This is a genomic window from Pseudomonas sp. LFS074, from assembly GCF_047978165.1.
Taxonomy (GTDB): Bacteria; Pseudomonadota; Gammaproteobacteria; order Pseudomonadales; family Pseudomonadaceae; genus Aquipseudomonas; species Aquipseudomonas putida_P.
The window spans coordinates 862520-880340 of sequence record NZ_JBFPFV010000003.1; the positions used below are offsets into that span (position 1 = coordinate 862520).

General features: G+C 63.7%; 14 protein-coding genes. 5 read left to right on the forward strand and 9 right to left on the reverse strand.

Annotated elements, in window-relative coordinates; all coding sequences use genetic code 11:
* Nucleotides 1-57: 57 nt before the first annotated feature.
* Complete coding sequence (locus tag ACNQP3_RS27940) at nucleotides 58-1434, forward strand: glutamine synthetase family protein (protein ID WP_012274738.1); 1377 nt, start codon at nucleotides 58-60, stop codon at nucleotides 1432-1434.
* A gap of 151 nt (nucleotides 1435-1585) precedes the next feature.
* On the opposite strand, the gene argA is transcribed toward ACNQP3_RS27940, so the two are convergent.
* Together argA and argE are read right to left on the reverse strand one after the other, a co-directional pair.
* Complete coding sequence (gene argA, locus ACNQP3_RS27945) at nucleotides 1586-2884, reverse strand: amino-acid N-acetyltransferase (protein ID WP_264316649.1); 1299 nt, start codon at nucleotides 2882-2884, stop codon at nucleotides 1586-1588.
* A gap of 124 nt (nucleotides 2885-3008) precedes the next feature.
* Nucleotides 3009-4151: an acetylornithine deacetylase gene (gene argE / locus ACNQP3_RS27950; RefSeq protein ID WP_012274740.1), complete on the reverse strand. Its 1143-nt coding sequence runs from the start codon at nucleotides 4149-4151 to the stop codon at nucleotides 3009-3011.
* 117 nt (nucleotides 4152-4268) lie between these two features.
* Here argE and ACNQP3_RS27955 point away from each other — a divergent pair, with 117 nt between their 5' ends.
* Nucleotides 4269-5636: a CYTH domain-containing protein gene (locus ACNQP3_RS27955; protein WP_012274741.1), complete on the forward strand. Its 1368-nt coding sequence runs from the start codon at nucleotides 4269-4271 to the stop codon at nucleotides 5634-5636.
* Nucleotides 5637-5809: 173 nt separating this feature from the next.
* On the opposite strand, the gene ACNQP3_RS27960 is transcribed toward ACNQP3_RS27955, so the two are convergent.
* Nucleotides 5810-6280: an Lrp/AsnC family transcriptional regulator gene (locus tag ACNQP3_RS27960; RefSeq protein WP_012274742.1), complete on the reverse strand. Its 471-nt coding sequence runs from the start codon at nucleotides 6278-6280 to the stop codon at nucleotides 5810-5812.
* A gap of 126 nt (nucleotides 6281-6406) precedes the next feature.
* Here ACNQP3_RS27960 and ACNQP3_RS27965 point away from each other — a divergent pair, with 126 nt between their 5' ends.
* The 3 genes from ACNQP3_RS27965 to ACNQP3_RS27975 all read left to right on the forward strand — a co-directional run bounded on the left by ACNQP3_RS27965 (nucleotide 6407) and on the right by ACNQP3_RS27975 (nucleotide 8899).
* Nucleotides 6407-6712, forward strand: coding sequence for a hypothetical protein (locus ACNQP3_RS27965; RefSeq protein WP_012274743.1), 306 nt, complete (start codon nucleotides 6407-6409; stop codon nucleotides 6710-6712).
* A gap of 110 nt (nucleotides 6713-6822) precedes the next feature.
* The gene (locus tag ACNQP3_RS27970) at nucleotides 6823-8496 is read left to right on the forward strand and encodes a GspE/PulE family protein (protein WP_060493206.1); all 1674 of its coding nucleotides are present in this window, start codon (nucleotides 6823-6825) and stop codon (nucleotides 8494-8496) included.
* Nucleotides 8497-8584: 88 nt separating this feature from the next.
* Entirely contained in the window at nucleotides 8585-8899 is a 315-nt protein-coding gene (locus ACNQP3_RS27975; protein WP_060493205.1) for a DUF2388 domain-containing protein, read from the forward strand.
* A 51-nt stretch (nucleotides 8900-8950) separates the two neighbouring features.
* Here the strand turns inward: ACNQP3_RS27975 and gcvP are convergent, their stop codons facing one another.
* The 6 genes from gcvP to ACNQP3_RS28005 form a co-directional block, all read right to left on the reverse strand.
* Nucleotides 8951-11824 (reverse strand): aminomethyl-transferring glycine dehydrogenase, encoded by a 2874-nt coding sequence (gene gcvP, locus ACNQP3_RS27980; protein WP_012274746.1) that lies wholly within the window; start codon nucleotides 11822-11824, stop codon nucleotides 8951-8953.
* Nucleotides 11825-11956: 132 nt separating this feature from the next.
* Nucleotides 11957-12340: a glycine cleavage system protein GcvH gene (gene gcvH / locus ACNQP3_RS27985; RefSeq protein ID WP_012274747.1), complete on the reverse strand. Its 384-nt coding sequence runs from the start codon at nucleotides 12338-12340 to the stop codon at nucleotides 11957-11959.
* A gap of 51 nt (nucleotides 12341-12391) precedes the next feature.
* Nucleotides 12392-13474, reverse strand: coding sequence for a glycine cleavage system aminomethyltransferase GcvT (gcvT, locus tag ACNQP3_RS27990; RefSeq protein WP_012274748.1), 1083 nt, complete (start codon nucleotides 13472-13474; stop codon nucleotides 12392-12394).
* Between the two features lie 123 nt (nucleotides 13475-13597).
* Nucleotides 13598-15220 (reverse strand): ABC transporter permease, encoded by a 1623-nt coding sequence (locus ACNQP3_RS27995; RefSeq protein WP_060493204.1) that lies wholly within the window; start codon nucleotides 15218-15220, stop codon nucleotides 13598-13600.
* A gap of 162 nt (nucleotides 15221-15382) precedes the next feature.
* Entirely contained in the window at nucleotides 15383-16384 is a 1002-nt protein-coding gene (locus ACNQP3_RS28000; protein WP_012274750.1) for an extracellular solute-binding protein, read from the reverse strand.
* A 218-nt stretch (nucleotides 16385-16602) separates the two neighbouring features.
* Nucleotides 16603-17820, reverse strand: coding sequence for a 2-octaprenyl-3-methyl-6-methoxy-1,4-benzoquinol hydroxylase (locus tag ACNQP3_RS28005; protein ID WP_171577245.1), 1218 nt, complete (start codon nucleotides 17818-17820; stop codon nucleotides 16603-16605).
* Between the last annotated feature and the right edge of the window lies 1 nt (nucleotide 17821).

Sequence of the window (17821 nt, forward strand, 5' to 3'; positions counted from 1 at the left end):
TGACTGGTCCTGCAAGCCCCCCTTGATTGATATTTTTAACAACAAAGGTGTTGCATCATGTCGGTACCCCCGCGTGCCGTTCAGCTTAACGAAGCGAACGCGTTCCTTAAGGAACATCCTGAGGTTCTCTACGTTGACCTTCTGATTGCAGATATGAATGGTGTGGTGCGTGGCAAGCGCATTGAGCGCACCAGCCTCCACAAGGTTTACGAGAAAGGCATCAACCTGCCGGCCTCCCTCTTCGCCCTGGACATCAACGGTTCCACCGTCGAAAGTACCGGGCTGGGCCTGGACATCGGCGATGCTGACCGCATCTGCTATCCAATCCCCGACACGCTCTGTAACGAGCCGTGGCAAAAACGCCCCACCGCCCAGCTGCTGATGACCATGCACGAACTGGAAGGCGAGCCATTCTTCGCCGACCCACGCGAAGTGCTGCGTCAGGTGGTGAGCAAGTTCGATGAATTGGGCCTGACTATCTGCGCCGCATTCGAACTGGAGTTCTACCTGATCGACCAGGAGAACGTGAACGGCCGCCCGCAGCCACCACGCTCGCCAATTTCGGGTAAGCGCCCGCAGTCGACCCAGGTGTACCTGATCGACGACCTCGACGAATATGCCGACTGCCTGCAGGACATCCTCGAAGGCGCGAAAGAGCAAGGCATCCCAGCCGACGCCATCGTCAAGGAAAGCGCCCCGGCGCAGTTCGAAGTCAACCTGCACCACGTGGCCGACCCGCTCAAGGCCTGCGACTACGCGGTACTGCTCAAGCGGTTGATCAAGAACATCGCCTACGACCATGAAATGGACACCACCTTCATGGCCAAGCCCTACCCGGGCCAGGCAGGCAACGGCCTGCATGTACACATTTCCGTGCTGGACAAAGATGGCAACAACATCTTCACCAGCGAGGATCCCGAGCAGAACGCCGCGCTACGTCATGCTGTCGGCGGTGTGCTCGAGACCCTGCCCGCGTCCATGGCGTTCCTTTGCCCGAACGTCAACTCGTACCGCCGCTTTGGCGCACAGTTCTACGTGCCGAACGCGCCAAGCTGGGGCCTGGACAACCGCACTGTCGCACTGCGCGTGCCAACCGGCTCGGCGGACGCTGTACGTCTCGAGCACCGCGTGGCCGGTGCCGACGCCAACCCGTACCTGATGATGGCTGCCGTGCTGGCAGGCGTGCACCATGGCCTGACCAACAAGATCGAGCCAGGCGCGCCGATCGAAGGCAACTCGTACGAGCAGCTGGAGCAGAGCCTGCCGAACAACCTGCGTGATGCCCTGCGCGAGTTGGACGACAGCGAGATCCTCAACAAGTACATCGATCCTAAGTACATCGACATCTTTGTCGCGTGCAAGGAGAGCGAGCTGGAGGAGTTCGAACACTCGATCTCCGACCTCGAGTACAACTGGTACCTGCATACTGTGTAAACGAAAACGCCGCCCACAAGGGCGGCGTTTTTCATTCCAGGCCGTGTCGCCTGCTTCGCGGGTAAACCCGCTCCCACAGGGATAGCGCCAGCCTCAGGTCCGGTGAAGATCCTGTGGGAGCGGGTTCACCCGCGAAGAGGCCGGCACAGGTTTACAGGGCCTTCTCGAAAATCTTCGAATTACGCTGGTAGTTGTACAGCGAAGCCCGCGCCGCCGGCAGCCGCTCTACCCCACTCGGCGCAAAGCCGCGCTCGCGGAACCAGTGCGCAGTGCGCGTTGTGAGCACAAACAAGGTATTCAAGCCCATCTGCCGCGCCCGGCTCTCGATGCGCTCCAGCAGCTCGTCCCCACGCCCACCATGGCGGTACTCCGGGTTCACTGCCAGGCACGCCAGCTCCCCCGCCTCGGAATCGGCAATCGGGTACAGCGCCGCACAGGCGATGATCATGCCTTCACGCTCGACCACGCTGAACTGTTCGATCTCGCGCTCCAGCACCTCGCGCGAACGGCGCACCAGAATGCCCTGTTCTTCCAGCGGGCTGATCAACTCCAGCAAGCCGCCAACGTCCTCGATGCTCGCCTCACGCACCACTTCGAACTGCTCCTGCGACACCAGCGTACCGCCACCACCACGGGTGAACAGCTCGGTCAGCAGCGCACCATCCTCGGCATAGCTGACGATATGGCTACGTGCCACGCCGCCTTTGCAGGCCTCGGCTGCGGCATCCAGCAGTTCGCCCTGGTAATCGCTGCCCAGGCGCTGCAGATGCGGGGCAACCTGCTGCGGGCGCAGTTCGCGCACCAGTTTACCGTCGGCGTCCAGCAGGCCAGGCTCGGCGCCGAACAACAGCAACTTGTCGGCGCCCAGCTCGATGGCCGCACGGGTAGCCACGTCTTCGCAGGCCAGGTTGAAAATTTCCCCGGTAGGCGAGTAGCCCAGGGGCGACAACAGCACGATGGAACGCTCGTCGAGCAGACGGCTGATGCCCTTGCGGTCGACCCGGCGCACTTCACCGGTGTGGTGGTAATCCACCCCTTCAAGCACGCCGATCGGCCGTGCGGTCACCAGGTTGCCGGATGCCACGCGCAAGCGCGAGCCCTGCATGGGCGAAGCGGCGATATCCATCGACAGGCGCGCTTCGATGGCCAGGCGCAGGGCGCCGACAGCATCGATCACGCAGTCCAGCGTGGCGGCATCGGTAATGCGCATGCCCCGATGGTAGTGCGGGGTCAGGCCGCGATCGGCCAGGCGGCATTCGATCTGTGGGCGCGAACCATGTACCAGCACCAGGCGCACGCCCAGGCTGTGCAGCAGTACCAGGTCGTGGACGATATTGCCGAAGTTAGGGTGCTCCACCCCATCGCCAGGGAGCATGACCACGAAGGTGCAGTCGCGATGGGCATTGATGTACGGGGAGGCATGACGCAGCCAGTTGACGTAATCGGGCATGACAGGGCCTGTGGATAAGTGGACGGAGAACGGCGATACAGGGGGCGTTCAGAATCATCGTCGGAACAGGCTTGCGGTCACGCGCGGTCTCCTCTAGGCAGGAACGAATCAGTTCGATTGACGTTTAGTGCAGGCAATAGTGCCGAATCAAGTCACGCAATAGACGCACGGTAGGCTCGATTCGTGACATTTCAAGGTATTCGCCGGGCTGGTGGGCACAGGCGATGTCGCCAGGGCCCAGCACGATGGTCTGGCAACCCAGCTGCTGAAGATAAGGCGCTTCGGTGCCGAACGCCACCGCTTCGGCGCGGTGGCCGGTCAGCCGTTCCGCGACGTGTACCAGCTCGGCATCGGCGGCCTGTTCGAACGGCGGCACCTCCGGGAACAGTGGCGCGTAGTCGATGCGTACATCATGACGCTCCGCCACGGGCACCAGCTTTTCGCGAATGGCCGCGCGCAGTTGCTCCACGTCCATGCCCGGCAGCGGCCGCAGGTCGAATTCCAGGGCACATTGGCCGCAGATACGGTTGGGGTTGTCACCCCCGTGGATGCAACCAAAGTTCAGGGTCGGGGTCGGCACGGTGAACTGCGGGTTGCGGTAGGTTTGCTGCCATTGCTGGCGCAGGCCCATCAGCTCGCCCATCACCGCGTGCATGGCTTCCATGGCGCTGCGGCCCAGGCTTGGGTCCGACGAATGGCCGCTGCGCCCAAGGATGTCGATGCGGTCCATGAGAATGCCCTTGTGCATGCGGATCGGCCGCAGCCCGGTAGGCTCACCGATAACCGCCGCACGACCAAGAGGCTGGCCGGCCTCGGCCAGGGCGCGGGCGCCGGACATGGAGCTTTCTTCGTCACAGGTGGCGAGGATCAACAGCGGCTGCTTGAAGTCGTGCTCCAGCAGCGGGATGACCGCTTCGATGACCAGGGCGAAGAAGCCCTTCATGTCGCAGCTGCCCAAGCCAACCCAACGGCCATCGGCCTCGGTCAGCTTCAGCGGGTCGCTGGCCCACAGCTGTTCGTCATACGGAACGGTATCGCTGTGCCCGGCCAGCACCAGGCCTCCCGGGCCGGTGCCGCGACTGGCCAGCAGGTTGAACTTGCCGGGGCTGACCTGTTGGATGTCACACCTGAAACCCAAGTCGCCCAGCCAGCCCGCCAGCAGGTCGATGACCTGGCGGTTGGACTGGTCCAGCGCGGGCTGGGTGCAACTGACCGAAGGCGCGGCGATCAAGGCGGCGAACTGGTCTTTCAGCGTCGGCAACGGCATGCGCGTACTCCTCGGAAGCGTTGCCCATCATAGGACTATCCGCTGTCTGGAATAAACCGTTGAGGGCGGACTGCTGTAGACTCTCCGCCAACCACGCCCCCCTCTTTCGAGTCTGTGATGCACAAAGAAACCGAACTGAAGCTCCGCGCCAGCCGCGAGACCCTTGCCGCCCTGCGCGAGCACCCTCTGCTGAAAAAGCGCAACAAGTCCGGCTGGCAGACCCGTGAACTGCTCAACCAGTACTTCGACACCCCCGAGCGTGAGTTGTCCGCCGCCCGTGTCGCGCTGCGCCTGCGCCGCGATGGCGACGCCATCATCCAGACCCTCAAATGCCGCGGTACCAGCGTGGCCGGCCTGTCCGAGCGCAACGAGTACGAATGGAACCTGGACAAGGTCAAGCTCGACCTGAAAAAGCTGGACGCCACTTGCTGGCCCGAGCAGTTGGCCAACCTGGACAAGAAAACCATCAAGCCGCTGTTCACCACCGACTTCAGCCGTGAATACGCCGAAATCGCCTGGGGCCGTGGCAAGAGCAAGGTGGTGATCGAGGCGGCGCTGGACCAGGGTTTCGTGATCGCCGGCAAGCGCAAGGAAGAGATCTGCGAGCTGGAGCTGGAGCTGCGCGAAGGTGACCCGCAAGCATTGCTGGAACTGGCCGCCGAACTCGCCGCCAGCCTGCCACTGATGCCCTGCGACATCAGCAAGGCCGAGCGCGGCTACCGACTGCTGGAGCCGGACAGCTACGAACTGGGCCTGCCGCATACCGAGCTGGAAGCCGAAATGGCCTTGGACGACGCCTATGCCGCCCTGGCCTGGCAGCTGCTGGGCAGCAGCCAGCGCCTTGCCGAGCAGTACCGCCACAACGGCCACTGGCGCCTGCTGCAGGATTGGGTCGAGTGCCTGAGTGAACTGCGTGCCCTCACCGCCAGCCTGGGCCAGGCGGCACCGCGCGCGACCACCCGCGACCTGCGCGCCAGCCTTGACGCGCTGCTCGAAGACTGGCGCCCGCTGGTTCAGGCCGGCAACGATGACGAAGATATCCGCCGCGCCGCGCCCGAGCAGTTCGCCGAAGAGCTGGAAGACGTACGCTGGGGCCAGTTCTCACTGGAAACCTCGCGCTGGCTGCTGGCCCGCGCCTGGACCACAGAGCGCAAGGGCCGTGGCGAGCGCCAGGGCAAGGCGCAGCTGGCCAGCTGGCTGGGGCACCTGCTGGGCGAGGAAGGCCGAGCGTTGAAGCTGCCACTGTACACCCAGCGCCCGGAAGACCTGGCCGAGCAGTTGCCACGTATCGAGCAACTGCTGGCCTGGCTGCACCACGCCCGCCAGGTGCTGGAAGCACCGCAAATGGACCGCCTGTATGGCGACCTGAAGAAGCTGCATGAGCTGGCCGAACTGCCGATCAGCGATGAAGTGCTGGAAGCGCGTATCGAGCAGGCTCGGGCAGTGGATCAGAGCCGCGGTTGGAAGCACCTGCTCAAGGCTTGATCCCCTCTGGAGGCTAACACAGCCTTTGTAGGAGCGGCCTTGTGTCGCGAAAGGGGTGCGAAGCACCCCCAGGATTTGTGCAATTAAGCTGATATTGCTGGGGCCGCTTTGCGGCCCTATCGCGACACAAGGCCGCTCCTACAAGGGACCGCGCCAGCAGGTTTGAAGCTGCCTCACCGCGACAGTGGCAGGCTGGTGGTGGACTTGATCTCCGACAGCGCCACAATCGAGTTCACTTCCTGAATGCCCGGCACGTTCGACAGCTTTTCGAAGAAGAAGCGCTCGTAAGCTTCGATGTCCGATGTGACGATGCGCAGCAGAAAGTCCACAGACCCCATTAGCACATAACACTCCAGCACCTCCGGAAACCCGCGGATCGCCTCGGTGAATTCGGTAAAGTTGGAACGCCCGTGAGCATTGAGCTTCACCTCGGCAAAAATCTGCGTGTTCAGGCCGACCTTCTTGCGGTCCAGCAAGGTTACCTGCCCGCGAATTACCCCCTCTTCCTTCAACCGCTGAATACGCCGCCAGCACGGCGATTGCGAAAGCCCCACGCGCTCGGCGATCTGTGCACTGGACAGTGAAGCGTCCTCTTGCAGTAGTTCGAGAATACGGCGATCGTAGGCGTCCAGCTGGCTGTGCATTGATATGCCTCCAAATACGCGACCTATGAATTGATTAATTCGCAAAGCCCGCGAAAAGATCAAATCATAGCGAAAAAATACCCCGACCAACGTGCAAGAATTTCTCCCACATTTGCGGAGACCAGCATGAACGCACAGCCCCGTACCGACGCCTGGGCCGCCAACAACGCCCACAGCACCGTGCACTATCGCCTGCAGGCCGAAGCCGAGCCTGACAGCCTGTGCCGGGTGCTCAACCTGTTCGCCCTGCAATTCCTGACCCCGCACAGCGTACAGGTCAACCAGCAGGAAGACTGGCTGAACATTGAAGTCGGCATCGGCGGTTTGAGCTGGCACCGGGCCGAGGTGATTGCGCAGAAACTGCGTAACCTGGTGTGTGTTGGCGAAGTAAGCCTGACCAACCTGCAACGGGTGGAACTGGCCGCGGTCTGACAGCGCTGCTGTGGCTGTGCAGCAAAACCCCGAAACCTTTCACCTCCGATGCCTCTGCGCCGCCCGGCTAGCCTTGATCAGCACGCTCTCATCAGGCACGGACGCCCACCATGCATACCCCCGACAGCCCGGCACTCGACCTCAACTGCGTGCTCGAAGCTCTGCTCGCCGACCAGCGCTTGCATGCCAACGACACCTTGCAAGTACTCGAACACGCCACCACCCACCCCACAGGCCACCCGCTGGAGCAGATCGCTGCTTGCAGCCTGGAAGACCGCCACCACACCGGCCAACCCCTGGACCTGGACCACCTCTGCCAATGGCTGGCCAACAAGGTTGGCCAGCCCTACTTGCGCATCGACCCCATGCAACTCGACCTGCCCCAGGTCGCCGGCTTGATCTCCCCTGCCTTCGCCCAGCGCCATGGCATTCTCATCGTCGCCGCCGATGCGTCCAGCGTTACCGTCGCCAGCGCCCAGCCCTATCAGGATGACTGGCAGGCAGACCTGGCCCGTAGCCTCGGCAGATCGGTTCGGCGCGTGCTGGCCAGCCCGCTACAGATCCGCCAGTCCGGGCAGTCGTTTCAGCATCTGGCCCAATCGGTAAAAGGCGCGCAGTACCAGCAGTCGACAAGCCTGGGCGAACTCGAGCAATTGCTGGAACTGGGCAAGCGCCAGGCCGAGGCCGGTGCCGACGACGCGCACATCGTGCATATCGTCGATTGGCTGCTGCAGTACGCCATTGAACAGCGCGCCAGCGATGTCCACTTGGAGCCCCGCCGCGAACAGGGCCAGCTGCGTTACCGCATTGACGGCCTGTTGCACACTGTCTATGCCTTCCCAGCCAGCGTCACCCTGGCGCTGGTCAGCCGCCTGAAACACCTGGGCCGCATGGATGTGGCAGAAAAGCGCCGGCCGCAGGACGGTAGGTTGCAAAGCCGCCTGCCAGGCGGCAGTGAAGTGGAGCTGCGGCTATCCACCCTGCCCACCCCGTTTGGCGAAAAACTGGTGCTGCGCCTGTTCGACCCGCAGCAGCTGCAGGAGGGCTTCGACCACCTCGGCCTGCAAGGCCAGCAATTGGCCCAGTGGCAAGGCCTGCTGCACCAGCGCCAGGGCATTATCCTGGTGACTGGCCCCACCGGTTCCGGCAAGACCAGCACCCTGTACGCCAGCCTCAAGCTGCTGGCCACGCCGCAGGTCAACCTGTGCACCATCGAAGACCCCATCGAGCGCCTCGACCCTGCCTTCAACCAGCTGCAGGTGCAGCCCGCGCTGGACCTGGGTTTTGCCAACGGCGTGCGGGCCATGCTGCGCCAGGACCCGGATATCATCATGATCGGCGAAATCCGTGACCGCGAAACCGCCCTGGTGGCGGTGCAAGCTGCACTGACCGGGCACCTGGTGCTGTCGACCCTGCATACCAACGATGCTTGCGCAGCAATCACACGCTTGCTTGAGCTGGGCGTAGCCGACTACCTGATCAAGGCGACGCTGATCGGGGTCATGGCCCAACGCCTGGTGCGCACCGTGTGCACGGACTGCCAGGCACGTTCATCAGCCACTTGCCAAACCTGCCGAGGCACCGGTTTTCATGGGCGCACGGGCTTGTTCGAGCTGTTGCAGCCCAGCGAAAGCCTGCGTGCATTGATCGGTCCCCACGCCGACCTGGCACATTTACGGCGCCAGGCACTGGCCGACGGCCTGGTTGACCTGCGTCGCTGCGGAGAAGCAAAGGTGGCTAGCGGACAGACCCGTGCGGAGGAAGTGCTACGCGTCTGTAACTGACGAAAAGTCCTTTGTATTCAAGGAACTTGCCTCGTCCGAAAAGATCCAACCGCGCATCTTCAACCCTCACCCTTCGAGGTGTTTCAACATGCGTCTCAAAACCGCCATCGCCGCCGCTGCCTTGCTCTCGCTGCCTATCGGCTCGGCCATGGCCGATACCTTCTGGCGTAACGTGATGACTTCCGGTGCCACTACGGCATCGAGCTACCTGACCTCGCGCGATCACAAGCTGGTCGTGGCCGCGCAGGATGACGCCAGCAGCTTCGTCGCCAGCGAAGGCGCGATTCGCGGGCCGTTCCTGGAAGCGGCCATGCGCCAGGCACGGGCAGAGAACCCGGGGATGCAAGCGTCCGACATGGAGCTGGCCAATGCCATCCTGGCGAAGAATGCGGTAGCCGAGTAACCGCGTCGTCTGTTTCGCGGGCAAGCGCCCGCGACGCACCCACCACCGAACTCAGCGATACGCCTCCACCGGCACACAAGCACAGAACAAATTCCTGTCCCCATACACGTTGTCCACCCGGTTCACCGCCGGCCAGTACTTATGCTGGCGCGCATGAGCACTGGGTGCCACTGCCTGCTCCAGGCTATACGGCCTGTCCCACACCCCCAGTACATCCGCCAGGGTATGCGGCGCATGTTTGAGCGGGTTGTTCTCCGCCGGCCAGTTGCCCTCCTGCACCTCGGCAATTTCCGCCCGAATCGCCAGCATGGCCTCGACAAACCGGTCCAGCTCGGCCTTCGATTCACTTTCGGTCGGCTCCACCATCAGCGTGCCCGGCACCGGGAACGACATGGTCGGCGCATGGAAGCCATAGTCCATCAGGCGCTTGGCGACATCCTCCTCGCTGATGCCGGTCAGGGCCTTCAACGGCCGCAGGTCGAGGATGCACTCATGCGCCACACGCTGGTTTCGCCCGCGATAGAGCACCGGGAAAGCACCTCCCAGCTGGCTGGCCAGGTAGTTGGCCGAGAGAATCGCTACCTCGCTGGCATCGGCCAGCTGCGGGCCCATCATGGCGATATACATCCAGCTGATCGGCAAAATGCTTGCGCTGCCCCAGGGCGCGGCACTGACCGCGCTGTTGTTCGGGTCCAACCCCGGCACCGGCACCACAGGGTGGCTGGCGACGAACGGCGTAAGGTGCGCGCGAATACCAATCGGCCCCATGCCCGGGCCGCCGCCGCCATGGGGGATGCAGAAGGTCTTGTGCAGGTTCATGTGCGAAACATCGGCCCCAATGTCCGCCGGGCGCGCCAAGCCCACCTGGGCATTGAGGTTGGCACCGTCCATGTACACCTGGCCGCCGTGCTGGTGCACCACCTCGCAAATTTCGCGTATGCCCTCTTCGTACACGCCATGGGTCGAGGGGTAGGTGATCATCAGGCACGACAGGCGCTCCCCCGCCGCGTGGGCTTTGGCCTTGAGGTCGGCCAGGTCGACGTTGCCATCGTTGTCGCAATCGACGATGACCACTTCCATGCCAGCCATCTGCGCTGACGCCGGGTTGGTACCGTGCGCTGACGACGGGATCAGGCACAACGTGCGCTGCGGCTGGTGACGGCTGCGGTGGTAGCGGGTTATCGCCATCAGGCCGGCGTACTCGCCCTGAGCACCGGAGTTGGGCTGCATGCAGATGGCATCGAAGCCCGTGATCGCGCACAGCCAGCTTTCCAGCTCGTCGATCATCGCCTTGTACCCGCTGGCCTGGGACGCTGGGGCAAACGGATGCAGGTGAGCGAAACCGGGCCAGGTGATGGGTATCATCTCGCTGGTGGCGTTGAGTTTCATGGTGCAGGAGCCCAGCGGGATCATCGACTGGTTAAGCGCCAGGTCCTTGTTCTCCAGCTGCTTGAGGTAGCGCAACATCTCGGTTTCGCTGTGGTGCAGGTTGAATACCGGGTGGGCAAGCAAGGGGGTGCGCCGTACCAGGCTGGCGGGAATGCCTTCAGGCAGGGCCAACTGGTCGAGGGCGGCGATTTCCAGGCCGTGATCCACGCCTAGGAAAATATCGAGCAGGCGCAGCACCGTATGCTCGTTGCACGTTTCATCCAGGCTCACGCCCAAATGCCCGCGCCCTAGAATGCGCAGGTTGATGTGCGCCGCTTCGGCGCTTTCGATGATGGCCGCCTGCGCCCCTCCAACATCCAGGGTAAGGGTGTCGAAGAAGTGCTGGTTGAGCCGCTTGATGCCTTTGGCCTCAAGGCCGGCGGCCAGGATGAAGGTCAGCCGGTGCACGCGCTGGGCGATGCGTTGCAGGCCTTCCGGGCCGTGGTACACCGCGTAGAAGCCGGCAATGTTGGCCAGCAGCACCTGGGCCGTGCAGATGTTGGAGTTGGCCTTCTCGCGGCGGATATGCTGCTCGCGGGTTTGCAGGGCCATACGCAATGCCGTGTTACCACGGGCGTCGCGCGATACGCCGATGATGCGCCCCGGCATGGCCCGTTTGTAGTCGTCGCGGCAGGCGAAATAGGCCGCGTGGGGCCCGCCGTAGCCCATCGGCACACCAAAGCGCTGGGTCGAGCCCAGCACCACATCGGCACCCAGTTCCCCCGGTGGCGCCAGCACCACCAGGCTGAGCAGGTCGGCCGCCACGCAGGCCAGGGCCTGTTGGCTGTGCAACTGGTCGATCAGCGGGCGCAAGTCGCGCACTTCGCCATGGGTGTCGGGGTACTGCAGCAAAGCGCCGAACACCGCGTGATTGGCAAGGTTATCCACAGCATCGACGATCAGCTCGAAGCCGAAGCCCTCGGCGCGGGTCTTGAGTACCGACAGGGTCTGCGGGTGGCAGTGTTCGTCGGCGAAGAACGCGTTGCTCTTGTTGCGCGCCACCCGCTTGGCCAGGGCCATGGCCTCGGCGGCGGCGGTGGCTTCATCGAGCAGCGAGGCATTGGCCAGGGCCAGGCCGGTGAGGTCGATGACCATCTGCTGGAAGTTCAGCAGCGCCTCGAGCCGGCCCTGGGCAATTTCCGGTTGGTAGGGCGTGTAGGCGGTGTACCAGCCGGGGTTTTCCAGCACGTTGCGCAGGATGACCGTGGGGGTGATGGTGCCGTGGTAGCCCATGCCGATCAGGCTGGTCCACACCTGGTTCTGTTCGGCGTAACCGGCGAGCTTGGCCAGGGCGGCCTGTTCGTCCAGCGCCGCCGGCAGGTCGAGGGGGCGATTGAGGCGGATGTCAGGCGGTACGGTCTGCTCGATCAGCTCGTTGCGGCTGGCGACGCCCAGCACCTTGAGCATGGCCTGCTGCTCGGCGGCATCGGGGCCCAGGTGGCGACGCAGGAAAGGGTTGAGCTCTTGCAGTTGATGCAGGGATGGCGACTGGGACATGACGACGCTCTCTTCCTAGACCGGGTCTCATGGAGACTTACAAGTCTAGGAAGGGATTGCCGATTCTGCGGGGAAACTTGCTCACAGGCCTGGCCTCTTCGCGGCTAAAGCCGCGAAGCAGGCGACGCGGTGTTACTCGCCGATAGCTGCTGCGTAACCAGCAGCGTCCAGCAGCTTGTCCAGCTCGGCCTTGTCGCTTGGCTTCAGTTTGAAGATCCACGCGCCGTACGGTTCTTCGTTGAGCTGCTCTGGGCTGTCGGCCAGTTCTTCGTTGACGGCAATCACTTCGCCACCGATCGGGGCGTAGATGTCCGAAGCGGCCTTGACCGACTCGACCACGCCGGCAGCGTCGCCAGCGGCGAATACCTTGCCGACTTCGGCCAACTCGACGAACACCACGTCACCCAAGGCTTGCTGGGCGTGGTCGCTGATACCCACGGTCACGCTGCCGTCGGCTTCCAGGCGAGCCCATTCATGGCTTTCGGCAAAACGCAGGTCGGCGGGGATATTGCTCATGTCTTGAATTCCTCGATTGGCTCAGCGGTACGCCCGCCGGTTGATAATTGTTCAGATCAGGATCTTGCCGTGGCGCACGAAGGTCGGTTTGACCACCCGCACCGGGTACCATTTGCCGCGAATTTCCACCTCGGCCCGGTCACCGGTCGCCATGGGTACGCGCGCCAGGGCAATGGACTTGCTCAGCGTAGGTGAGAAACTACCACTGGTGATCTCCCCTTCGCCAATCCCGGCTACGCGCACCACCTGGTGGGCACGCAGCACGCCGCGCTCTTCCAGCACCAGACCGACCAGTTTCTCCTGCACACCGCGCTCGATTTCCGCCAACAGGCCGGCACGGCCGATGAAGTCGCGCTCGGCGGGCTCCCAGGCGATGCTCCAGCCCAGGTTGGAAGTGAGCGGAGTGTGGTTTTCGTCGATGTCCTGGCCGTACAGGTTCATGCCGGCTTCCAGGCGCAACGTATCGCGGGCGCCAAGGCCGCTCGGGGCAATGCCGGCGCCGACCAGGTCGTTGAAGAAGGCCACTGCTTGATCGCCTGGAAAGATGATCTCCAGGCCGTCTTCACCGGTGTACCCGGTGCGGGCAATGAACCAGTCACCTTCGGCGACGCCTTCGAACGGGCGCAGTTCACGAATCAGGGCCGCGCGTGCAGGGCTGAGCAAAGCGGCGACCTTTTCGCGGGCATGCGGCCCCTGGATGGCGAGGATGGCCAGGTCGGGACGGGGCTGGAAGTTCACGGCGAAACCGGCCCGCTGCTGCTCTAACCAGTCGAGCACTTTGGCTCGGGTGGCGGCATTGGTGACCAGGCGGTAGCCGTTTTCCATGCGGTAGACGAGCAAGTCGTCGATTACCCCACCCTGCTCGTGGAGCAGCGGGCTGTACAGTGCCTTGCCGACGTCGTCGAGGCGGGCCACGTCGTTGGCCAGCAAACGCTGCAGCCAAGCGGTGGCATCGGTGCCGTCGACATCGATCACGGTCATATGGGAAACATCGAAGACGCCGCAGTCGCTGCGCACCTGATGGTGCTCCTCGACCTGCGAGCCATAGTGCAGGGGCATGTCCCAGCCACCGAAATCGACCGTCTTGGCGCCTAGCGCCAGATGCAGGTCATACAAAAGCGTGCGCTGTCCCATGGGTTTCTCCTTCCGGGCGTGGCGAAGCGGCGGCGGTCGATGACGTGGGTCGTCAGCTCTTGTTGTAAGTACCCGCCGCGCGAATGCCGCGCATTGTAGCCGCAAGGTCGCCAGCTGGCACCCTCAGTGACTGTGACCGGGTCGACGTGCCGAGCGGCGGATCAGGCCGATGACCGGCAACAGGCCCACCAGCACCAGCGTCAATGCTGGCAGCGAGGCACGCGCCCACTCGCCCTCGCTGGTCATCTCGAATACCCGCACGGCGAGGGTGTCCCAGCCGAACGGTCGCATCAGCAAGGTGGCCGGCATTTCCTTGAGCACGTCGACGAACACCAACAATGCCGCGCTAAGGGCACCGGGTACCAGCAGCGGCAGATACACCTTGAAAAACAATCTTGCGCCACCGACACCGAGGCTTCGGGAGGCTTCGGGCAGTGACGGGCGAATGCGTTCCAGGCTGCTCTCCAGTGGCCCGTAAGCCACTGCGATGAAGCGCACCAGGTAGGCCAGCAGCAACGCCGAAAGGCTGCCTAGCAGCAGCGGCTTGCCGGCCCCGCCCAGCCAGCTGGACAGCGGGATGACCAGGTGGTTGTCGAGGTAACTGAAGGCCAGCATGATCGACACCGCCAACACCGAACCGGGCAAGGCATACCCCAGGTTGGCCAGGCCAACCCCGGCGCGAATACCGCCGGTCGGCGCCTGGCGCCGGGCAAAGGCCAGCAGCAGTGCCACGCATACCGTGACCAGCGCCGCCATGCCGCCCAGGTACAGGGTGTGCAGCACCAGGCCGACATAACGCTCGTCCAGGTCATGCCGACCGCGCTGCCAGAACCACACCAACAGTTGCAGCAGTGGGATGACAAAAGCGCAGGCGAACACCAGCAGGCACCAACCACTGGCCAGCAACGCCTTGACCCCACGCAGGTGATACAGCGCCTGCGCGCGCGGCCGTTCGTTGCCACTGCGGCTAGCACCGCGCGCGCGGCGCTCGCCGTACAGCACCAGCATGACGGCCAACAGCAGCAGGCTGGCCAGTTGGGCTGCACTGGACAAGCTGAAGAAGCCGTACCAGGTCTTGTAGATGGCAGTGGTGAAGGTGTCGAAGTTGAACACCGCCACCGCACCGAAATCGGCCAGGGTTTCCATCAGTGCCAACGCGATGCCGGCGCCGATCGCCGGTCGCGCCATGGGCAGTGCCACACGCCAGAATGCCTGCAGGGGCGACAGCCCGAGCACCCGCGCCGCCTCCATCAGGCCCTTGCCTTGGGCCAGGAACGCCGTGCGTGCCAGCAAGTAGACATAGGGGTAGAACACCAGCACCAAAACGATGATCACCCCGCCGGTGGAACGCACCCGAGGCAGGCGCATTGGCCCGAACACTTCACGCAGGGCGCTTTGCACCGGCCCGGCGAAGTCCAGCAGGCCGACGAAGACGAACGCCAGTACATAGGCCGGGATGGCGAACGGCAGCATCAGCGCCCAGTCCAGCCAGCGCCGACCGGGGAACTCGCAGAGGCTGGTGAGCCAGGCGAGGCTGACGCCCAGCACGGTGACGCCGATGCCTACACCCACCACCAGCGTCAGGGTATTGCCGAGCAGGCGAGTCATCTGGGTGTCGAGCAGGTGCGACCAGATCTGCAGATCAATCGATTGCCAGGACAGCAGCAGCACGCTCAGGGGCAGCAGCACCAGGGCGGCGATCAAGGAGACCGGTAAGTACCAGCGGCGTTGGGGGGTGTGGGGCAAGTTGACTGTCTCTGTGGCTGATTTGCGACCGCTCGGCGGTCGTTCGCGGGCATGCCCGCTCCCACAGGGGCCGCAGGATGCTTGAATCCTGTGCAGTTCCTGTGGGAGCGGGCGTGCCCGCGAAAGGGCCCTGATAGGCCCCGGAAGGATAAAGCCTGGCGCTTAGTTGTAGCCAGCCCGATCCATCAGGCGAATGGCTTCAGCCTGGCGCTTGCCAGCGATTTCCACTGGAATGCTGTCGGCCTTGAAGCTGCCCCACGCAGCCACTTCATCCGATGGTTTGACCTTCGGGTTGGCCGGGAACTCCTGGTTGATGTCGGCGAACAGCTTCTGCGCTTCTTCACCCGTCATCCATTCCACCAGCTTTTTCGCGGCTTCCGGGTGCGGTGCATGCTTGGTCAGGCCAATACCCGACAGGTTCACGTGCACCCCACGATCACCCTGGTTGGGCCAGAAGATCTTCACCGGCAGGTTCGGGTTCTGCTTGTGCAGGCGGCCGTAGTAGTAGGTGTTGACCACACCCACGTCACACTGGCCGGCCTCGATGGCCTGGATCACCGCGTTGTCGTCGGAGAACACATCGGTGGACAGGTTGTTGACCCAGCCTTTGACGACTTGCTCGGTCTTCGCCTCACCGTGGGTTTCGATCAGGGTGGCGGTCAGCGACTGGTTGTACACTTTCTTCGCGGTGCGCAGGCACAGGCGGCCTTCCCACTGCTTGTCAGCCAGGGCTTCGTAGGTGCTCAACTCCTCGGGTTTGACCCGCTCGGTGGAGTAGATGATGGTGCGAGCGCGCAGGCTCAGGCCGGTCCAGTCATGGGACGAGGCGCGGTACTGCGGCGGAATGTTCTGGTCGATGATGTCGGACTTGATTGGCTGCAGAATGCCCATCTGCTCGGCCTGCCACAGGTTGCCGGCATCGACGGTCAGCAGCAGGTCGGCCACGCCGTTGTCGCCCTCGGCCTTGATGCGCTGCATCAGCGGGGCTTCCTTGTCGGTGATGAACTTGATCTTGACCCCGGTCTTGGCGGTATACGCATCGAACACCGGCTTGATCAGCTCGTCGATGCGCGAGGAGTACACCACCACTTCGTCCGCTGCTTGGGCGGTGCCGCCGAACAGGGTCAGGGCCAGAGCGGCCAGTAGGGGCTTGCGTGGCAACATGTGAAGCACTCCTCGGATCGTTTGAGAGGTGCAAATGGTAGTGAATCCCATTTTCTGGCTCATCTACCTAGCCGTTACCGGATGTTGCAGAGGGGGCTGCTGCGCAGCCCATCGCGACGCAAGGCCGCTCCTACAGGGCCCGAGTGACCTCTGGCCTTGTGATATCCCTGTAGGAGCGGCCTTGTGTCGCGATGGGCCGCAAAGCGGCCCCAGCAATCTCAAGCCTTGGCCAAATCCGGCAGGTCCCCACTCAAACCCAGCGCCTGGCGCACAAACACCGCCTTGGCCTCCGGCATCTTCTCCACCAGTTTCAACCCACTATTTCGCAACCAGCGCAACGGCAGCGGATCAGCCTGGAACAACCGTTCGAACCCTTCCATGGCCGCCATCAACGCCAGGTTGTGCGGCATGCGCCGCCGTTCGTAACGGCTCAACACCTTCACATCCGCCAACCGCTCGCCACGCTCGCAGGCATTGACCAGCACCTCGGCCAGCACCGCGGCATCCAGGAAGCCCAGGTTCACACCCTGCCCCGCGAGCGGGTGGATGGTGTGCGCAGCATCGCCGATCAACGCCAGGCCCTCATCCACATAACGCTTGGCGTGACGCTGGCGCAGCGGCACGCACACCCGAGGGTCGGCCTGCAGCACATGGCCCAGGCGCCCCTCGAAGGCACGTTCCAGGGCCTGCAGGAAGGCCGCTTCATCCAGCGCCATCAACTGCTCGGCATGTTCCGGGGTAGTCGACCACACAATCGAGCACCAATCCTGCTGGCCATCGCGGACCAACGGCAGGAAAGCCAACGGCCCCTCATCGGTGAAGCGCTGCCAGGCCGTACCCTGGTGCCCGGCACTGCAGCGCACACTGGTGACGATGGCATGGTGTAGATAATCCCACTCGCGGGTTTCGCAGCCAGCCAGGCGCCGCACCGCCGAATTGGCGCCGTCGGCGGCGATCACCAGCGGAGCACGCAGTTGCCGGCCATCGGCCAGGGTCAGCAGCCACTCATCGCCAGAGCGGCGCAATTGCTCCAGCCGCGCATTGGCCAGCAGGCCGATGTCGCTGTCATGCAGGCGCTCCAGCAGGCCATCCTGCACCACACGGTTCTCGACGATATGGCCGAGCACCTGGGCATGCACGCTGGCCGCCGAGAAGTGAATCTGCCCGGTTCCACTGCCATCCCACACCTGCATGTCGGTGTACGGCGTGGCACGCCGCTGGGCAATGCCTTCCCAGGCGCCAAGGCGCTCGAGGATGCGCTGGCTGGCCGCCGACAGCGCGCTGACACGCGGCTCGAACGGGGCCTGGGCGTCGAAGGGTTTGACCGTCAGCGGGCCACCATCGACCAACAGGATTTGCAGGCCACTGTGGCGCAACGCCAGGGCCAGGGCGCTGCCGACCATACCGGCACCGACAATCAACAGATCTGCGCGCATT